Genomic DNA, 16,053 nt, shown 5'->3' on the forward strand with positions numbered 1-16,053 from the left:
CACCAACCGGTTATTGTCACTGTATTGCATGCTGATTAAATTACTGCGCAATTCCGCCCTGCTGATCCTGTTGGGCTGGCTCCAGTTGAGTCAGCTACAGGTCATTGCGCACGAAGCAACCCATTGGCTTCACGACGGCACTCAGCTGTGTGATGACCTGCAACTGGCACACCACAGTCCCGCCCTGGTGGCGGCCCTTCAGATCGTTCCATCCATTGCTCCCCCCTCTCTGGAGTTTTTCCCACCGGCGCTGGTGCCATGGTTTGCCAGCAACCATCGCCCGCAGTTGGCCCGAGCCCCGCCCTACGCCTGATTAGTCCACCTTACATTCTCTACCACATTCTTATATTTAATCAGGAGTAAATTATGCTCACCTGTCGTCGTGCCTGCCTGTTGGTATTGGCACCTGTACTTACCTGCCCGCTGGTTTCCGCCCAAACCGGTTACGTCAGTGGCAATGAATTCAACCCCGCCATCAGCCTGATCCTGGATGGCCGCTATGCCCAGTATCACGATACGTTTGAATTGCCCGGCTTCCAGATGGGGCCGGAATCAGAACTGCCCGCCGAAGGATTCAGCCTGGGTCATTCGGAGCTGACCCTGAGCGCTAACGTAGACGATCAATTTTACGGGAGTGCCAGTGTCGCCATCGCCGAACACGATGGCGACACCGAAGTGGAACTGGAAGAAGCCTACCTGGAAACCCTGGGCCTGGGGTACGGTGCCACCGTCAAATTCGGGCGCTTCCTCTCCAGTATTGGTTATCTCAACAGCCAGCATGAACATGCCTGGTCCTTCTATGATGCACCGCTGATCTATACCGCACTGTTCGGCAAGACTCTCTACGACGACGGTGTGCAGGCCCGCTGGCTGGCACCCACCCGAATTTTTCTGGAACTTGGAGTGGAGTGGACCCGTGGCGCCCGCTTCCCCGGGGGCGAAAATGACGGCAACGAGGGTAAATCCCTGTTCATCAAATTGGGGGATGATCTGGGCACCACCGCCAGCTGGCAACTGGGTGCTTCCGCTTACAGTACCCGCTTTGCCGAGCGCAGCAGCGAAGGACATGCCCATGAAGAAGAAAGTACAGACAGTGCCGAGCTGATCATGGAAGACGGCGACGTCGATATCGTCGGTATGGATGCCGTATTCAAATGGGCGCCCGCAGGACAGCCCCGGCACCAGCAGCTGGTGCTGAGCGCCGAGTACTTGCAACGTAAAGAGTCGGCCACCAGCAACTTTATCGAAGATACCAACAGCCTGATAGCCGACTACGAAGGCAAGCAATCCGGTTACTATGTGCAGGCGGTATATCGCTTTCATCGCCAATGGCAAACCGGGCTGCGCTATGACGAGGTGAAACCGGACAATGACTTCACTGAACTGGAAGCCACCGGCATTGACATGGAGGAGTTCCTGGAAGAAACCGAGTTGGGCAGCGATGCAACCATAACCCGCAACAGTGCCATGCTGGCCTACAGCCCCAGTGAGTTCTCCCGTATTCGTCTGCAATACAATCACCGGGATTGGGATGAAGGGCGCGATGATCTCTGGGTGTTGCAATATACCATGAGCCTGGGCAGCCACGGCGCCCACCGCTATTAAGGAGAGCAAAATGAAAACACTCACATTCCTGATAGCACTATTGTTCCCGCTACTGTGCCGCGCCGAACTGGCGGTGTTTGCCTGTGAGCCTGAGTGGGCTGAACTCACCAGGCAACTGGGCGGCAGCAGAGTAAGCGTATTTGCAGCAACCAATGCGCTGCAGGCCCCCCATCACATTGAAGCCAGGCCCTCGTTGATCGCCAGGATGCGCAATGCAGACCTGGTGGTATGCACCGGAGCTGAACTGGAAGTCGGCTGGCTACCATTGTTGTTACGACGCTCGGGCAACCCCAAGGTACAAACCAATCAACCGGGTTATTTTGAAGCCGCCATGGTGGTGGAAAGATTGGCCATCCCCACCACCCTGGATCGCACTCAAGGGGACGTGCACGCCGCCGGCAACCCACATGTACACCTTGATCCAAGACGCTTGCTTACCATCGCCCGGGCCCTGGCCCAACGCCTCATGGAGCTGGACCCGGAGGGCGAGCCCCAATACCGGGATCGAATCGACGCCTTTGCAAGCGAATGGCAAAGGAGAATGGCCGCGTGGGAATCCAGGGCTACCCCATTGCAGGGAGCACAGGTGGTGGTGCAACACGAAGACTGGATTTACTTTAACGATTGGCTGGCACTAAACCAGGTGGCCACCATTGAACCCAAGCCGGGCATTCCCCCCAGTGCCGCTGACCAGAAGCGATTGCTGAACACGTTGTCTCAACAACCTCCGCAACTGATCATGCTGTCGGCCTATCAGAACGATAAAGCCGCCCGTTGGCTGGCAGATAAGCTGCAGGTTCCGGTGGTGGTACTCCCATTCACCGTGGGGGCTGATGAACACAGCGCTACCCTGCCGGCGTTGTTTGATCGTACCCTGTCCCTGCTGCTGCAGGCCCATGCACAGACAGCGGATCACTGAACCATGCAGTGGCAGGATATAGCCCTCATTGGCCCGGCCTTTGTGGCCGGGCTCATCGTGGTGTTCAGTCATGTACCATTGGGCACCGAGGTGGTGAAGCGCGGTATTATTTTCATCGACCTCGCAATCGCCCAGATCGCCGGCGTCGGCCTGCTGCTGGCTCAACTCCTGGATATCGCAAGCCCCATCGGACAGCAACTTGTCGCCGCCGGCACCGCCATTGGCGGCGCCTTGCTACTGACCTTCACAGAGCAACGACTGGGTCGCTACCAGGAACCCTTAATAGGCGTGCTGTTTGTGTTGGCTGCCTCGCTGGGATTGTTGCTGCTGGCGGGGGATCCCCATGGTGGTGAAGCGCTGCAAGAACTGCTCTCCGGCCAGATCCTATGGGTTACCTACGGGCAGGCGCTCACCTCCGCGCTGGTATTGGTTCCCGCAACCTTGCTGTGGCTGACACTGAAGAAGCGTTACAACAAGCAGGTATTTTACCTCCTGTTTGCCGTCATCATTACCGCCAGTGTGCAACTGGTGGGGGTTTATCTGGTGTTCGCGAGCCTGGTAATCCCCGCACTGGCAACCGTAGGCAGCCCCCGCTTAGGTATGACCATTGCGCTTATGCTGGGTGCGCTGGCCTACGGACTTGGCCTGTTCGCGTCTCTGCTTTGGGATCTACCCGCCGCCCCCATGATCGTCTGGTGCCTGGCCATCGTTGCCCTTCTGTATCTGGTGATCAGCCATGGCCTTGGGCAACAGCAGGGGCAGGAAGACACTACACCTGCAGTAAAAACGTAACCGGGCCATCGTTCACCAGGCTCACCTGCATGTCCGCGCCAAACTGCCCGCATTCAACCCGGGGCAGTTTGGTCACGGCCTGCGCCACAAAATACTCGTACAATTCGCGCCCCAATTGCGGTGAGGCACCGGCGGAAAACCCCGGGCGCATGCCCTTGGCGGTGTCCGCCACCAGGGTGAACTGCGACACCACCAACAACCCGCCACCGCAGTCCAGCAGGGAGCGGTTCATTCTGCCTTCCGCGTCGGCAAAGATTCGATAGTTCACCACCTTATGCAGTAACTTGTCGGCACTGGCCCGCCCATCGGTGCTTTCCACCCCCAGCAACAACAGTATACCGGCATCAATTTCACCAACGATGTCGCCGGCCACCGCCACCGACGCGGAACTGACCCGCTGAATTAATCCTTTCACAGGCCTTCCTCCACCGGCTGCAGCACCGTGGCCCGGCCATCACGCAAATAGGCCTTATCCACTTCCGTCAGGCGGTTCACCCGAATCAACCTGCGGATTTCCTTCACATACGCCTCGCCCCGTTCCGAATACTTCTCCAAACCGGCCGCCAGCGCTTTACCGGACAACGGCTGCTGCTGTTGACGCGCCTGTGCCCGCATCCGGCGCAAGGCCTTGTAGGCAGGATGTGTATTCAGGTTATGCATATAGGCCGCGATGGATTCAAAGGGGGTTTTGAAACTGCGAATACCATAGTTGCCCAGTTCTGTGCGCACCCGCTGCGGAGCGATGGCGTCGTCACCCCAGGTCCACTGACCAAACAGAGCGTTGCCTTCGCTGGCAAAACGCGAGGTACCCCAACCACTTTCAATGGCCGCCTGGGCCATGGCCAGCGAGGCCGGTACCACATCCACCCGCCGCAGCAACGTGTTAAACGCAGCCGCATCCCCAGCGGATTGGGGTGCCGTCACAGCGTATTCCGCGGCGATATCCTGCAGGTGCTTCCTATCCTGTTCTGCCCAGGCCCGGGTTTGCTGCATGGCCTCCACAAACGCACGCTGACGGGCGATGGTCTCATTGGCCCGCAGCACCATGGGCGTCAGCATAAAGAAGAAATATTTCTTTTTGTTTTCGGTGGAGACCGCTCCGGCGTAATGATCGCGCCAATGGTCCGGAATATGGGTCAGATACACACGGGGCACACTGCGATCCCCCTGCTGCCAATTGGCAACGGAATAATTAATGCTGTGAAAATACGCCACCACGTCATCAGGCTTGGTGAAGGTGACATGATCCCAGCCAGGTTGATTGGCGAACGAGCCAACCGTCCACAATGGAATCAACAATAAACACAACAGGGTTCGGGCAATCAGTTTCATTGATTTGGCATCCATCCAGGGATTTAGATCTGGATGCAGAGCGTATAAGAATAAAGAGACAATAATCAAGCGGGGCGGCAATGGTCATGAGCACCAAGGATCTGGTCGGCCTAACCGCTTTCGAACAGAGATGCCGTGGAAGTAAGTGACCAAGCTCATCAGGTTTACTGCGGGTTACATGACTTCAGGCTCGTTCAGCGCTATAGACAGAAGCGCATAAAAGACAGGCAACCCTAGCCGGCAACCCTTGCCACATTCTCTCTATCAAGAGCAACTTCACTCTTCTGACTTAAAAAAATATTCAAAACACCATATATTTGCGAACAATGTGTCTACTTGTTTTGAAACTTGGATTCCATCGGCTGTCTAGACGTAAGTCTCACCTCGGCAAATAAGAACATGCACAAAAGTGAACTGAAAGCGCCTTTAATACTGTCAGGATTGATTTTATTGTTTGGCTGTAGCTCAGGGTCTACTAAGCTTAGCATCACGACCATTGGTGCAGGAATAGTCACCTCTAGCCTCACTGGAATCGAGTGCGGTGGTAACTTCGAGTCCTGCTCCGCTGAATTTGACCAAAACGAAAGCATCACCCTATACGCCCAAGCAAGTGATGGTTATATTTTTAGTGGTTGGAGCGGAGACTGCTCAGGGATTGATAGTTGCACTATTAATATCACTGGAGCGCATGCCGTAGGAGCTTCATTTGTTGTCTCAGGCACAGACATTACCCCGCCATCTGAGCCGATCGGTCTATTAAATGCTGTAGACTCCTCTGAGATTTCAATTGCCTGGGAAGAATCGAGTGACGACATAACCGGCCAGTCTCAACTCACTTACAACATATATATAGCCGAGTCACGGGAGAACCTGCTGAATGATTCGAACCTCGCATACCAAGTAATGGGGAACGAACCACTCTACGTTAGCAAGCCCAATGCCAGCCCAGGCACAGAGTACTTTGCGGCAATTGTCGCTATTGATGAGTCCCTAAACCAAAGCACGGCCAGCATATCCCGCACTGTAACTCCAATGGATACCCCATCAATACGAGAAGACATCAGCATTTTTTTCTCCGACGAAGAAGGCTGGCCCCTTCCATACTACAACGAAGAGATCAGCTTGTATGAATTCATACTCCCCGCAACAACGCCCCTGCCAGTAGTCGGCAGTTACATCGCTTTCCCTTCAAGTGATGATGATAATGCATACATGCTAACTGCCGTAATTAAAATAATGGAAGAAGATACTCAATATGTATTAGAAGCCCGTCCAGCAATACTTATGGAGATATCAGATGATCTGAATATAACAGGATCTCACGAAATCAACCCTGGAAAAATTCAACTAACAACACCCGCTGCAGAGGATCTGGCCAAAACAAAAGCACCTAGGACATAGGTGCTTTTGTTTTCATTCCGTTATATTGCCCTGTCAACAATCAAGCAGGTTCAGAGCCAGGCGTTCAATGCTCCACATTAGCGGCCACCGCGCCGGCAGACAGGCTCACATCCAGATCTTCATACAGATGGGTAATGGCATCCATGCGCTTGAGCATACCGTTGGTGGTCACGGAAATCACATGGGGTACGTAGTTGCCATCCTCCAACTGCTCAAACCCGGTATTGGAAAACTGCCACTGGGCTTCCACTTTCTTCAGCGATGCGCGTATGTCAACGGTGTTCTTATCGAAGGCCATCAAAGTCGTCAGGCCCGCGCCGTATTCCGCCTTGGCTTTCTCAAAGGCCGCCACAGACTCCGCATCCCGGAAGCCCCAGGCATGGGCAAAATAGTAGGCTGCAATGCGCTGGGACAACATGCGCTGACGACCCGAGGTGTTCACCATCTTGGCAGAGGTACGCCCGGCATGGGCTTCCAGATCCAGTACCACCTGGTGGCAGGCCGCCAGAATGGCGTTGTTGCGGTCCAGGATTTTCGCGGCATTTTCCTTGCTCACCTTACCAATGGCCAAGGCGCGGTATTCGAACCAAAGATCTTCCACCTTGGACAGGGACGCACTGATTGTTTGCGAAGGTGCGTATTCAGTGAGTTCCTGGAATTGCTCTTCGAACAGGGCCACACTGCGGTCCAACTCATCCCGGGCTCGCACCACATCCACCTCCAGCCCCAGAGCCAGATAGTTTTTCATGATGTTTTGGGTAAGCATGCGTTGACGGCCCGCCTTGTTCAAGGCTGACCCCATAGTGAGCACTTCAGCGAAAGCCTGCACTGAAAAAACACACAAAAATAAAGCAACAACGGTGGATAAGATCGTATTACGAGGCATGGGTAACATCCTTTACTTCAAAACTGCACATTTACAGAGCAACTAGCAAATACTTGGCCAATATTAATTTGTCTAGCTGAACCGAACTCCCTTAACGATCAGTAAAGGCCGCACACGGGGATCCCGCAATGCGAATGCACGACAGTGTGATTGAGTTATCAGTGCAAAGGTGGTGGGTGCCCGCAGACAGCCGGGTAGAGGATCAGGCGCGGCTGTTTTGCTTGCGGGCCATTTCGTCGGTGGCTTTGATCAGGGCATTGACAATGCCCGGTTCCATGCTGGAATGGCCGGCGTCGCGGATGATGTTCAACTCTGAATTCTCCCAACTCTGGTGCAGTGAGATTGCCTGATCCATGGGGCAGATCATGTCGTAACGGCCGTGCACGATGATGCCGGGGATGTCCTGGATCGCATCCATGTTGTTGAGTATCTGGTTCTCTTCAATAAAGCCGTGATTAATAAAGTAGTGCACTTCGATTTTGGACAAACTCAATGCGGTATGGCCATCGGTAAACTGCCCCATCACGCTGGGATTGGGCCGCAGGGTTGCACAGCCGCCTTCCCACGCCGACCAGGCCTTGGCTGCCCCCATGCGTTTGAGTTCATTTTCACTGTTGAGCAACGTACTGTATCCCGCCAGCACATCATCATATTGCATGCCTTTTAGAGGACGCAGCAGCTCCTGCCACTGATCGGGAAAAATGCGATTGGCCCCTTCCCGATAGAACCAGCCGATGTCTTTGTCTCGGCACAGAAAGATGCCCCGCAGAATCATACCCAACACCCGTTGCGGATGGGTCTGGGCATACAACAACCCCAGCGTAGAGCCCCAGGAACCACCGAACAGCACCCACTGATCAATGCCCAGGGTTTCACGGATGGTTTCCATGTCATTGATGAGATCTTGGGTGCAATTGTTTTTCAGACTGGCGTGGGGCGACGAGCGGCCACAGCCCCGTTGGTCAAACAGGACGATGCGGTATTTTTCCGGATCGAAAAAACGGCGGTGAAAGGGCTCACAACCGGACCCCGGCCCACCATGCAGGAACACCACGGGCAGGCCATCCGGGTTGCCGCACTCTTCAATGTAAATACGGTGGGGCATATCAACGATGATACTGTGTTCTTTATAGGGCTTTATTTCTGGGTACAGTACCTGCATTCAACTCACTCCAACCGGACATCCAGTAACTGTAGCCTAAACCGTCGCACGCTGAAAGCAGAAGCGGTATAAATCAAGCGCTTAGCGGTGGCCTGATTTCCCCCACCGCGAATCTGCGCTAGGATAAGCCCGCCCTGGCGCCAGCGGAAGTCCGCCAGCCGAAGAGGATTAACCATGACCGATACCGCTCTGCTGCGATTGCAGCTGGCCGTATTCGCGCTGGTATCAGCGTGCTTTACCAATATCTACATCACGCAACCGGTTCTGCCGGTGTTACAGCAGGAATTCAACGCCAGCAGCACAACGGTTTCCTTTACGATCTCTGCGGTGGTGCTGGGCATTGCCCTGGCCAACCTGCCGTTTGGCGTACTGGCCGACAAACTGCCTATTCGGCCCATCATTGCAGTGGGGGTCGGTGCCATGCTGGTGGGAGGCCTTATTTGCGTACTCACCGACGATCTGTGGGTGTTGATCAGTGGCCGCTTTCTGCAAGGCTTGTTTGTGCCCGCCCTCACCACTTGCCTGGCGGCATACCTGGCCAAATCCCTGCCCCCAGAGCGCCTCAATGTGGTGATGGGCTATTACGTTTCCGCCACCGTGGTGGGTGGGCTGGGCGGACGCCTGCTGGGAGGCTGGCTGCATCCGCCCCTGCACTGGCGCTACGCTTTCATCTCCGCCGGGGTGTTTCTGTTGCTGGCCTGCCTGCTTGCCTTGCGCACCCTGCCCCGTCACGCCATCCGTACAGAGGCACAGGTAAAAACCGGATTTGGGGAGCTGCTACGGCGCAAGGATCTGCTGGCGCTGTTTCTCTGCGGTGGTGGTGGTTTTGCGCTGTTTTCCTCTACCTTTAATTTTCTGCCGTTTCGCCTGAGCGAACCGGCGTTCGGCTTCAGCACCCAGCAGATCACCCTGGTGTACCTGGTGTACATCATGGGTATCTTCATGGGGCCGCTGGCCGGGCGTATCGGCAACCGGCTGGGCAGCGGTACGACCCTGCTGATCGGCACCGCCACTCTGGCGGCTTCACTGGCATGTCTGCTGATTGTATCCGTGTGGGCGGTGGTACTTGGCCTGGTTCTGATGTGCGCGGGATTTTTCTGCGTGCACGCCGCTGCGGTGGGCGCCATCAATCGCAAACTGTCCGGTGGCCAGGGCCGTGCCAATGCCCTATACGTACTGTTCTATTATGTGGGCGGATGGGCGGGCATCACCGTGGCCGGGTTTGCCTACAGCGCCCTGGGCTGGAAGGCGGTTGTAGGGGTTGGATTCCTGTTGTTGCTGCTGCTGGTTAACGCCGGATTCAGTGAGCGGCGTAATCACCCCTGACCGTCACCAACAGACCTCAGCGCCTTCATCATCCACACAGAACTCTTTGCCAATGAATTCCGGGGTTTCGACACTTCGCTTGCGCAGGTTGGTCGGATTGACGAATTCCGGGATCTCAGGTGGGCCATAGGCGGACCAACATTTCACCCCCTCCTGATCCAGCACACAAATTTCACCTCTCAGCATTTCCATTTCCAGGGGTGGATACACAGTCGGCCCGTCCTCCGGCAGGAAGTTGGGCTTGCCCCAACAACTTATACCCTCATCGACAAGTGCACAGGCAGCGTAATCACTCACCGCCACTTGCTGGGGGTTATTCAGCGCTGGAACCTGTTCCACTTCATCTTGCGATGCTGACCAGCACCGGACCTCGCCATCACCTAAAATTGCACAAACGGCAAGCTCGCTCCAACCGCTGTCCACCAGTAAGGACGAATCCACAAACACCGCCTCGACTCTCTGCCCCGAATAAATAAACCCGGTCAGACACAAAAGTTGATCGGCACACAGCCCCGTATATTTCAGGTCGCACACGTCATCCGGGGTGCAATATTGATTATTCCAACCCAGGAATGTATAGCCTGGCGCCGGGGTTGCCGTGATTTCTACCAACTTGTTACCGATGGTCGGCGGGCTCAGTTTTACCGTCGCGGCACAGGATTCAGAGCAATCCACACCGGACGGGGAAGTAACTGACCCTTCACCAATGATCGTCAGGTTCAGCCCTGCATCCTTGGCGCCGCAGGCACTGACCAAAACAACAGAAAACATTAACAGCGCTTTTACAGCAAGCCCCTTTAATCCTTTACTCATATTCATTCCCTTGTAGGCGTTGGTGTGAGGTAGCAAGACGTTAATTCTTGCACCAGCGCCAGGGCAACACTTGTAGAAAAAGGCCAAAAGCAGGGGCATTCTGCACTTAACGCAACTCTGCCCTGACCCATTTATCGTTATCCTGAGACAACGTCGCCCTGGCATGGTCGGTCAGCACCTTCTGCCTCGCAAGCGCCAAGCGGACAGACGTTAAAATATGGGTACACAACCGGTCCTGCACCGCCGGGCGTGACAGCATCTCCCCATGACACCGAATCGGATCATCAGCTTTACGACTGCTGATTTTATCGGCCACGATCAGAAACAACTGTTCGCTTTCTGTGTTTCTGACCAGTGCCGCCAATGCGATTTGCGAATCACAGCGTTTGGCAAACTCAATCTTGAGTTCCTCAGTCAAATTCCCATTGCGGGCAAGTCCGATGGTGACCGTTTCGGAATCTGACATATATTGTTTCATCAAAGCAGGGTTATCGGTGTATTCAGCGGCAATCGCCCTGAGCTCTTCATCGTCAGCATGACAGATCAATTCGATAAACGGGGCATCACAGGTTCTGACATTGTTCTCCCTCCGGTACCAACGACCATTTCTCGCAGCGGCAATCCGCACCGTCTTATCTTCATCCATCAACATAGTTCGACGGATGCTTTCATCTTTCATTCTGGCGGCCACTACGGCACGAATCTTTGCCTCCGAATCACCGGCCAGACGATTCAGGATCTCACTCTCGGTATAACTGTTTTTGGCGACGCTAAGCCTGACGCTGGCTGCCCGATCACCTGACAGCTCTGCCAGAATCCGTTTATCGTCCGTTTTTTTAGCCAACCTTGCCCGTTCCGTAGCAGACCCCTGATTCACCAGGGGTTGAGCCACCGCTGGCCCGTCGCCCCCGGACAAACGCATTGAGGTTTGGGTTCGCACGGTGGTGGCCTTGTCGTTACTAAACTGTTCCAGCACCGACTTCGGTACTTTTTTATTCTTGGCGATTTGCTCCCGCACACCGGACTTTTCATCCCGGGCGAGCATTTCATAGAGAAACTGGATCAAATCACCCCGCTCCGCAAGCCGCTTGCGGGTGTTGGTATCTGCATCCAGAGCAAAGGGCAGCAAATCCAGCAACGGCGTGGTCCAGGAACTCACGGCCTGCGCCCGGCGTTTAGGGTCGTCACCGCGGATGTAATAACGCGCAATAAAACCGGGCGCGGCTTTCTCCGTCAACCACTTATCAATTTTCCATTCCCGGTAGGGGATGGGCTTAACATGGCTTTTTCCCTCCAGCAAAGCCAACGCCGCCAACGGGTTCTGACTATAATCCTCAAAGCAGTAATACGCGTAATGCACTATCAGGTTGTCCGGGCAGGACTCCGCGCGCGCGGCAATCCTGGAGACGAATAAATGGCGGCTCTTTGCGCCCTGTTGCAGACTGGTAAACTTACCTGTTTTCCTGGCGGCCAACGCTTCTCTAAGGTAGTAGCGCCAGGTCTTTTTGGCCCCCGCCTTGCCCGTGGGCAAATCCGCAACCAAACGCTCACGGACAGAATCATACTGGGTCATATTGGCCAGTTCGTAAGCGGCCCTGTCACCGGCCACCAGAGCCAATTGCAACTGTTGTTCCTCGCTTAAAGACGAATTGCTGGCCAGGGCCACCTGGATATCTGATATTTTTTGCTTTAACAATTTATCTATTACCGAAACCGGGGTTCTGGTATTCAATGCCGGTGCCGCACGCACCCATTTCAATTGATCTTCGGCCAGTCCGGTCAATAACGCTGCCGGGGCGTGGGCGTGGATTCCCGCAAGAAAGCGAATACAGGGATCATCATGCTGCCCCAACGCCATCAGTTTATCCTCGGGTGTATCAACATCCGACGCCAATGCAGCCAGCTGTGCAAAATTCAGCGCTTCGATTGCGGTATCGGCCAAACCGGGCGCTGCACTGGCCTGCGTGCGGGCCTGAACAATCACGTCGTCCGGGCAATTCGGATGTTGCTGAGCAAGCCCGGCAATCTCCTGATCATCGTCCATGGCTAAAGTGGCCAAGGCACTTCCGGTTGCCGAAGCGTTTTCGGCCAACACCTTGCGTACGGTTTTCGCGCTATCGGCTGCTAATTTTTCCTGGATATCTGCCGGCAGATCAGTACGCCCCGCAATCACCTTGCGCAATGGTGCACTTTTGGATTCAAGGTAATCTCGAATCAGATATTCCGGAATCGGCCCCAGCGACATGATATACCTTTGATAAGCGCCGTTTCCGTGCTGCATAATGTACTCAGCTTTATGGATTTCCGGTTTGGCGGCAGAAATCTCACCGCTCCACTTCGAATAGGATAACCTGGGTTGTACGCTGCTCTGATCCTGCCAATGTTCCTGGGCCTGATACTCGCTTAACGCAGGATTGGTGGCAGCGATCTCCGGCAGAAATTTCCAGAATTGCAGGAACAGCAGATAGTCACAGGCGGGATTTCGGGCGATGGTTTCAGCCATCTCCCTTTCACCATGATGTTTGGCCAGTAACACCCGCAAGGTGTCTGAAGCGGTGTTTGGATCTTTCGCCAGTACTAAGTCCTGCTCATATTCCGGTTGTCTCTGGTACATCGTTTCTCCTAATTCAAACGTGTGACATCCCCAAAAGGAAAATGGTCAACGGCGTCATCGGTGGCCACCCATAGAACCGGAATATCCGGTGCTTTGTCAGGAAAGGTACCGTAGCCATCGGTCAAATAAATACACAGGGCCTGCTCAAACGGATCGCGATGTTTCTCCAAGTGGGAAAAGAAGCAGGTAAAATCCGTCCCGCCGCCACCTTCTGCAACACCAACACGGATACTCGCATCCAGTGCAAATGGCCCATAAACCTGTGCATCCACAAAATACAAATGACCCTGAATGGCGTGATAACAACGCGCTATGGATTCCACTTCAGCACGAAACCGGGCCAACTGATCGTCCCCGATGGAGCCGCTTGTATCCATCACCACATGCACGTTAAGGGACTCACTTTGCAGTTCATCCAGATACAACCCCTGATGAATGAAACGACGGTCGAAACCTGAGTAATCGCAAGGCGTTCTACTCATATAGCGCCACAACACCGTCCGCCAATCAAGCTGGGGATCCAGCACTTCATCAATAGCGCGCTCCAGCCCTGCAGGAATAAATCCCTGCTGCTGATGGCTCATCCTATTCACCACCAACGCCTGTCGCAGGGCGCGCTCCCAATAGGCAGAGTTTTGATGCTGTTGCGCCTGTGACATGGGATGTTGCTGCCCGTCCGCTACCAGCAGATCACTGACGCCGGGGTATATCACCTGCAGCGTATCAACCGCACTGGATGGATTGTGGCTGCCAGTGGAATCGGTGACAGCTTGATCCTGATTGGCCTGGTGCCGGGAACAGTCTGTTGCCGCTGAGTCGGACTCAGCTCCCTGGGCAACCGCAGTGACTCCCTGAGCGGCCATATTCCTGGCCCGGCTCAACAGTTTGGAATAAACAAACTCCACGCTGCAATCGCCATAGCGTGGATCAATCGCGGTGTTTGGCGGCGCTTCAAAGTGACTCTCCACGATAATCTGGTTCACCACGATATCCGCCGCAATGTTCCAGATTTCAGCAATACGCGAGCCACAACGCCGGGGATGGTTTAACGCGCAATGCAATGTGAGATGAAGCAGTGTACCGACCCGTTCTGTGGCTTTTAAATTGGAAAAATAACGGGGATTCAACCTGGCCGTACGGCCATCGGTGGTAAATTGGCGGATTCGATCATCAAATTCATAGCGCATATACAGCGACAACGTTGCGAAAAAAGGATGTTCCCGACGCAACTTGATCAGATACGCACTGATGAGCTGATCCATGAACCCCTACTCCGACATAAGCCGGGTGAATTCCATAAGAAAGGCTTTCAGGTTCGGTTGCTCCATCAATGCGGCATGCACAGGGGCCAACTCTCCACGCCCACGCAGCAATGGAAACAGATCCGTTGCATATAACTGTACCCACTCGGCCGGCGCTCTCTCTACCAACCAGTTAAAACTGTTTACCACATCCTCAGTCTTTTTGGCCCGGCCGACCAATCCCATTATGCTGGCATAACGCAGTGAGGGCTCGCCGGGAAATTCAATACGGGTGTTGCCTTTTATGACCTGGTCCAGATCGGGCGTCTTATCCAGAATCTCCATAAACGCATAAAACTCCGATGCCGGTCCAATCCCAACGGCGGGTGCGATATCCAGTCCGGCAGCAAACAGCACATTGGCCATTTCCCAGCTGCGGGGTGATGGCCATGCGTTTTCGCTTTCATTCAGTTTATGCAGCAGATCCTGACGGAACGCAACGAAAGCAATGAGTTGATCACTGAACTCATTGGCAAAGGCATAGGATCTGAAGTCGTCAATGGACGCTTCCACATGCAGATGAATAAACCGGTTAGCCAGTGGGCTGGGCATATCGAATACGGCGGAGCGATCTTCTTTTCGATTACCCGCGGCCCAGACAAACCAGCCATCCGGCAATCGGTAATTCCCCACCTTACGATCCAGAATCAGTTGTTGTGCCACGCCCTGCATCGCAGGAGGTGCCATGTTGATCTCGTCCAGGAAAAGAATGCCGCTGCCATCCTGGGGCAAAAATTCTGGCGGCAACCAAGTGGATTGCTGATCCTTCGGAACCGGCAGGCCGCGCAAATCAGTGGGGGCCAGCTGACTGAGCCTTAAATCAATAAAACGCAAATCACTCTGCTTGCAGCAACTTTCCACGATGCTGGATTTTCCTATACCCGGTGCCCCCCAAATCATGACACTCAATTTAATCTGTGCTTCGATTAATGCAGACAGGTACTCCTGGAGCTTACTCGGTATCATGGCGTATGGGCCGTCCAAAAATACAATTTATTTATTAAAGACTAGTCAAAAGACAGTGGTTTGTGCAGCAACAACCAGCATCAAGCTGTGACTTCTCTCACAAATCAACTGTCTCAGAATGATCGGCACTAGCCCTGCCAGGCACCCGCTCCCACCAGAGACACACCGCCATCCAATGCAATCACATGACCGGTCATATAGGCGCTGACCGGGGAACACAACATCAATGCCATCTCTGCCATTTCCTGCACGTTGGTGACCCGCTGCAGGGGAATACGTTGTTTCAAGGTTGCGCCGCCGTCACCGCCCATAAACAGGTTACCACCCACGGTATCCGCCACATATCCCGGTGACAGGCCATTCACCCGCACACCCTTGGGCCCCCATTCAAGTGCCAGCGTTTTTATCAGCATTTCGATGCCGGCCTTGGCAGAACAGGCGTGGGATTGCAGGGGCATGGGATTGACCGCCTGTGGTGCGGATATGGCGATCAGGCTGACATCGGCTGCGGCAAAATGTTCGCTGCCGGCGCGAAACGTGTTGAAGGTACCTTTCAGATCAATATCAATCACCGCCCCAAACCCGTTGGCGCTGAGCTGACTGGCCGGGGCAATAAAATTACCGGCGGCCCCGGCGATCACGATGTCATAGGGGCCGAAGGTATTCGCACCTTTGGCTGCGGCGGTTGCCAGGGCATCGTAATCCCGCACGTCGGCGGAACAACCCAGTGCTTTGCCGCCCATTGCGGCAATCTCAGCGGCGGTTGCATCGAGTTTTTCCTGGCGACGGCCCACCAGCACCAGATTGGCACCGTGACGGGCAAAATGCAGGGCAATGCCTTTATTGATGCCACTGCCGGCACCGGTGATGAGCGCGGTTTTACCGGCCAGAAGGTTGGGCTGAAACGGGCTGGAAGCGGATCCGGACATGATGGTT

At 54.6% G+C, this 16,053-nt stretch carries 15 protein-coding genes; 6 read left to right on the top strand and 9 right to left on the bottom strand.

All coding sequences use genetic code 11. The features are described from left to right. The first annotated feature begins 28 nt into the window (after positions 1–28). The 4 genes from D9N13_RS20385 to D9N13_RS20400 are packed head-to-tail and all read left to right on the top strand — an operon-like array spanning position 29 to position 3,316. On the top strand, positions 29–313 hold the full coding sequence (locus D9N13_RS20385) for a hypothetical protein (RefSeq protein ID WP_290593791.1): 285 nt from the start codon (positions 29–31) through the stop codon (positions 311–313). A gap of 53 nt (positions 314–366) precedes the next feature. Then, positions 367–1,605, top strand: a complete 1,239-nt coding sequence (locus D9N13_RS20390; protein WP_290593793.1) for a hypothetical protein — start codon at positions 367–369, stop codon at positions 1,603–1,605. A 10-nt stretch (positions 1,606–1,615) separates the two neighbouring features. Beyond that, positions 1,616–2,524 (top strand): metal ABC transporter substrate-binding protein, encoded by a 909-nt coding sequence (locus D9N13_RS20395; RefSeq protein ID WP_290593795.1) that lies wholly within the window; start codon positions 1,616–1,618, stop codon positions 2,522–2,524. A gap of 3 nt (positions 2,525–2,527) precedes the next feature. Next, positions 2,528–3,316, top strand: a complete 789-nt coding sequence (locus D9N13_RS20400) for a metal ABC transporter permease (RefSeq protein WP_290593797.1) — start codon at positions 2,528–2,530, stop codon at positions 3,314–3,316. Here D9N13_RS20400 and dtd read toward each other — a convergent pair. Both dtd and D9N13_RS20410 read right to left on the bottom strand, forming a co-directional pair. Continuing rightward, positions 3,294–3,731, bottom strand: coding sequence for a D-aminoacyl-tRNA deacylase (dtd, locus tag D9N13_RS20405; RefSeq protein ID WP_290593799.1), 438 nt, complete (start codon positions 3,729–3,731; stop codon positions 3,294–3,296). The two genes, D9N13_RS20400 and dtd, sit on opposite strands and share 23 nt — an antisense overlap. After that, the gene (locus tag D9N13_RS20410; RefSeq protein WP_290593801.1) at positions 3,728–4,648 is read right to left on the bottom strand and encodes a glucosaminidase domain-containing protein; all 921 of its coding nucleotides are present in this window, start codon (positions 4,646–4,648) and stop codon (positions 3,728–3,730) included. Before D9N13_RS20410 ends, dtd begins: the two co-directional genes overlap by 4 nt. A gap of 399 nt (positions 4,649–5,047) precedes the next feature. Between D9N13_RS20410 and D9N13_RS20415 the strand changes: the two genes are divergently transcribed. Continuing rightward, complete coding sequence (locus tag D9N13_RS20415; protein ID WP_290593803.1) at positions 5,048–6,049, top strand: InlB B-repeat-containing protein; 1,002 nt, start codon at positions 5,048–5,050, stop codon at positions 6,047–6,049. A 64-nt stretch (positions 6,050–6,113) separates the two neighbouring features. Here D9N13_RS20415 and D9N13_RS20420 read toward each other — a convergent pair whose 3' ends face one another. Both D9N13_RS20420 and pip read right to left on the bottom strand, forming a co-directional pair. Then, on the bottom strand, positions 6,114–6,935 hold the full coding sequence (locus D9N13_RS20420; protein WP_290593805.1) for a type IV pili methyl-accepting chemotaxis transducer N-terminal domain-containing protein: 822 nt from the start codon (positions 6,933–6,935) through the stop codon (positions 6,114–6,116). A gap of 202 nt (positions 6,936–7,137) precedes the next feature. Further along, on the bottom strand, positions 7,138–8,097 hold the full coding sequence (pip, locus tag D9N13_RS20425; protein ID WP_290593807.1) for a prolyl aminopeptidase: 960 nt from the start codon (positions 8,095–8,097) through the stop codon (positions 7,138–7,140). Between the two features lie 174 nt (positions 8,098–8,271). On the opposite strand from pip, the gene D9N13_RS20430 reads away from it, so the two are divergent. Further along, complete coding sequence (locus D9N13_RS20430; RefSeq protein WP_290593809.1) at positions 8,272–9,423, top strand: MFS transporter; 1,152 nt, start codon at positions 8,272–8,274, stop codon at positions 9,421–9,423. A gap of 3 nt (positions 9,424–9,426) precedes the next feature. On the opposite strand, the gene D9N13_RS20435 is transcribed toward D9N13_RS20430, so the two are convergent. From D9N13_RS20435 to D9N13_RS20455, 5 genes are all read right to left on the bottom strand, one after another. Continuing rightward, positions 9,427–10,335, bottom strand: coding sequence for a hypothetical protein (locus tag D9N13_RS20435; RefSeq protein WP_290593811.1), 909 nt, complete (start codon positions 10,333–10,335; stop codon positions 9,427–9,429). Between the two features lie 7 nt (positions 10,336–10,342). Next, positions 10,343–12,850, bottom strand: coding sequence for a hypothetical protein (locus D9N13_RS20440; protein ID WP_290593813.1), 2,508 nt, complete (start codon positions 12,848–12,850; stop codon positions 10,343–10,345). A gap of 8 nt (positions 12,851–12,858) precedes the next feature. Then, positions 12,859–14,112 carry a DUF2201 family putative metallopeptidase gene (locus D9N13_RS20445; protein WP_290593814.1) on the bottom strand — a complete coding sequence of 418 codons (1,254 nt, stop codon included), beginning with the start codon at positions 14,110–14,112 and terminating at the stop codon, positions 12,859–12,861. A gap of 6 nt (positions 14,113–14,118) precedes the next feature. Further along, on the bottom strand, positions 14,119–15,117 hold the full coding sequence (locus D9N13_RS20450) for an ATP-binding protein (protein WP_290593815.1): 999 nt from the start codon (positions 15,115–15,117) through the stop codon (positions 14,119–14,121). A 128-nt stretch (positions 15,118–15,245) separates the two neighbouring features. Continuing rightward, positions 15,246–16,046, bottom strand: coding sequence for an SDR family oxidoreductase (locus D9N13_RS20455; RefSeq protein WP_290593816.1), 801 nt, complete (start codon positions 16,044–16,046; stop codon positions 15,246–15,248). Between the last annotated feature and the right edge of the window lie 7 nt (positions 16,047–16,053).

The sequence above is a fragment of the Ketobacter sp. GenoA1 genome (assembly GCF_003671475.1).
Lineage (GTDB): Bacteria > Pseudomonadota > Gammaproteobacteria > Pseudomonadales > Ketobacteraceae > Ketobacter.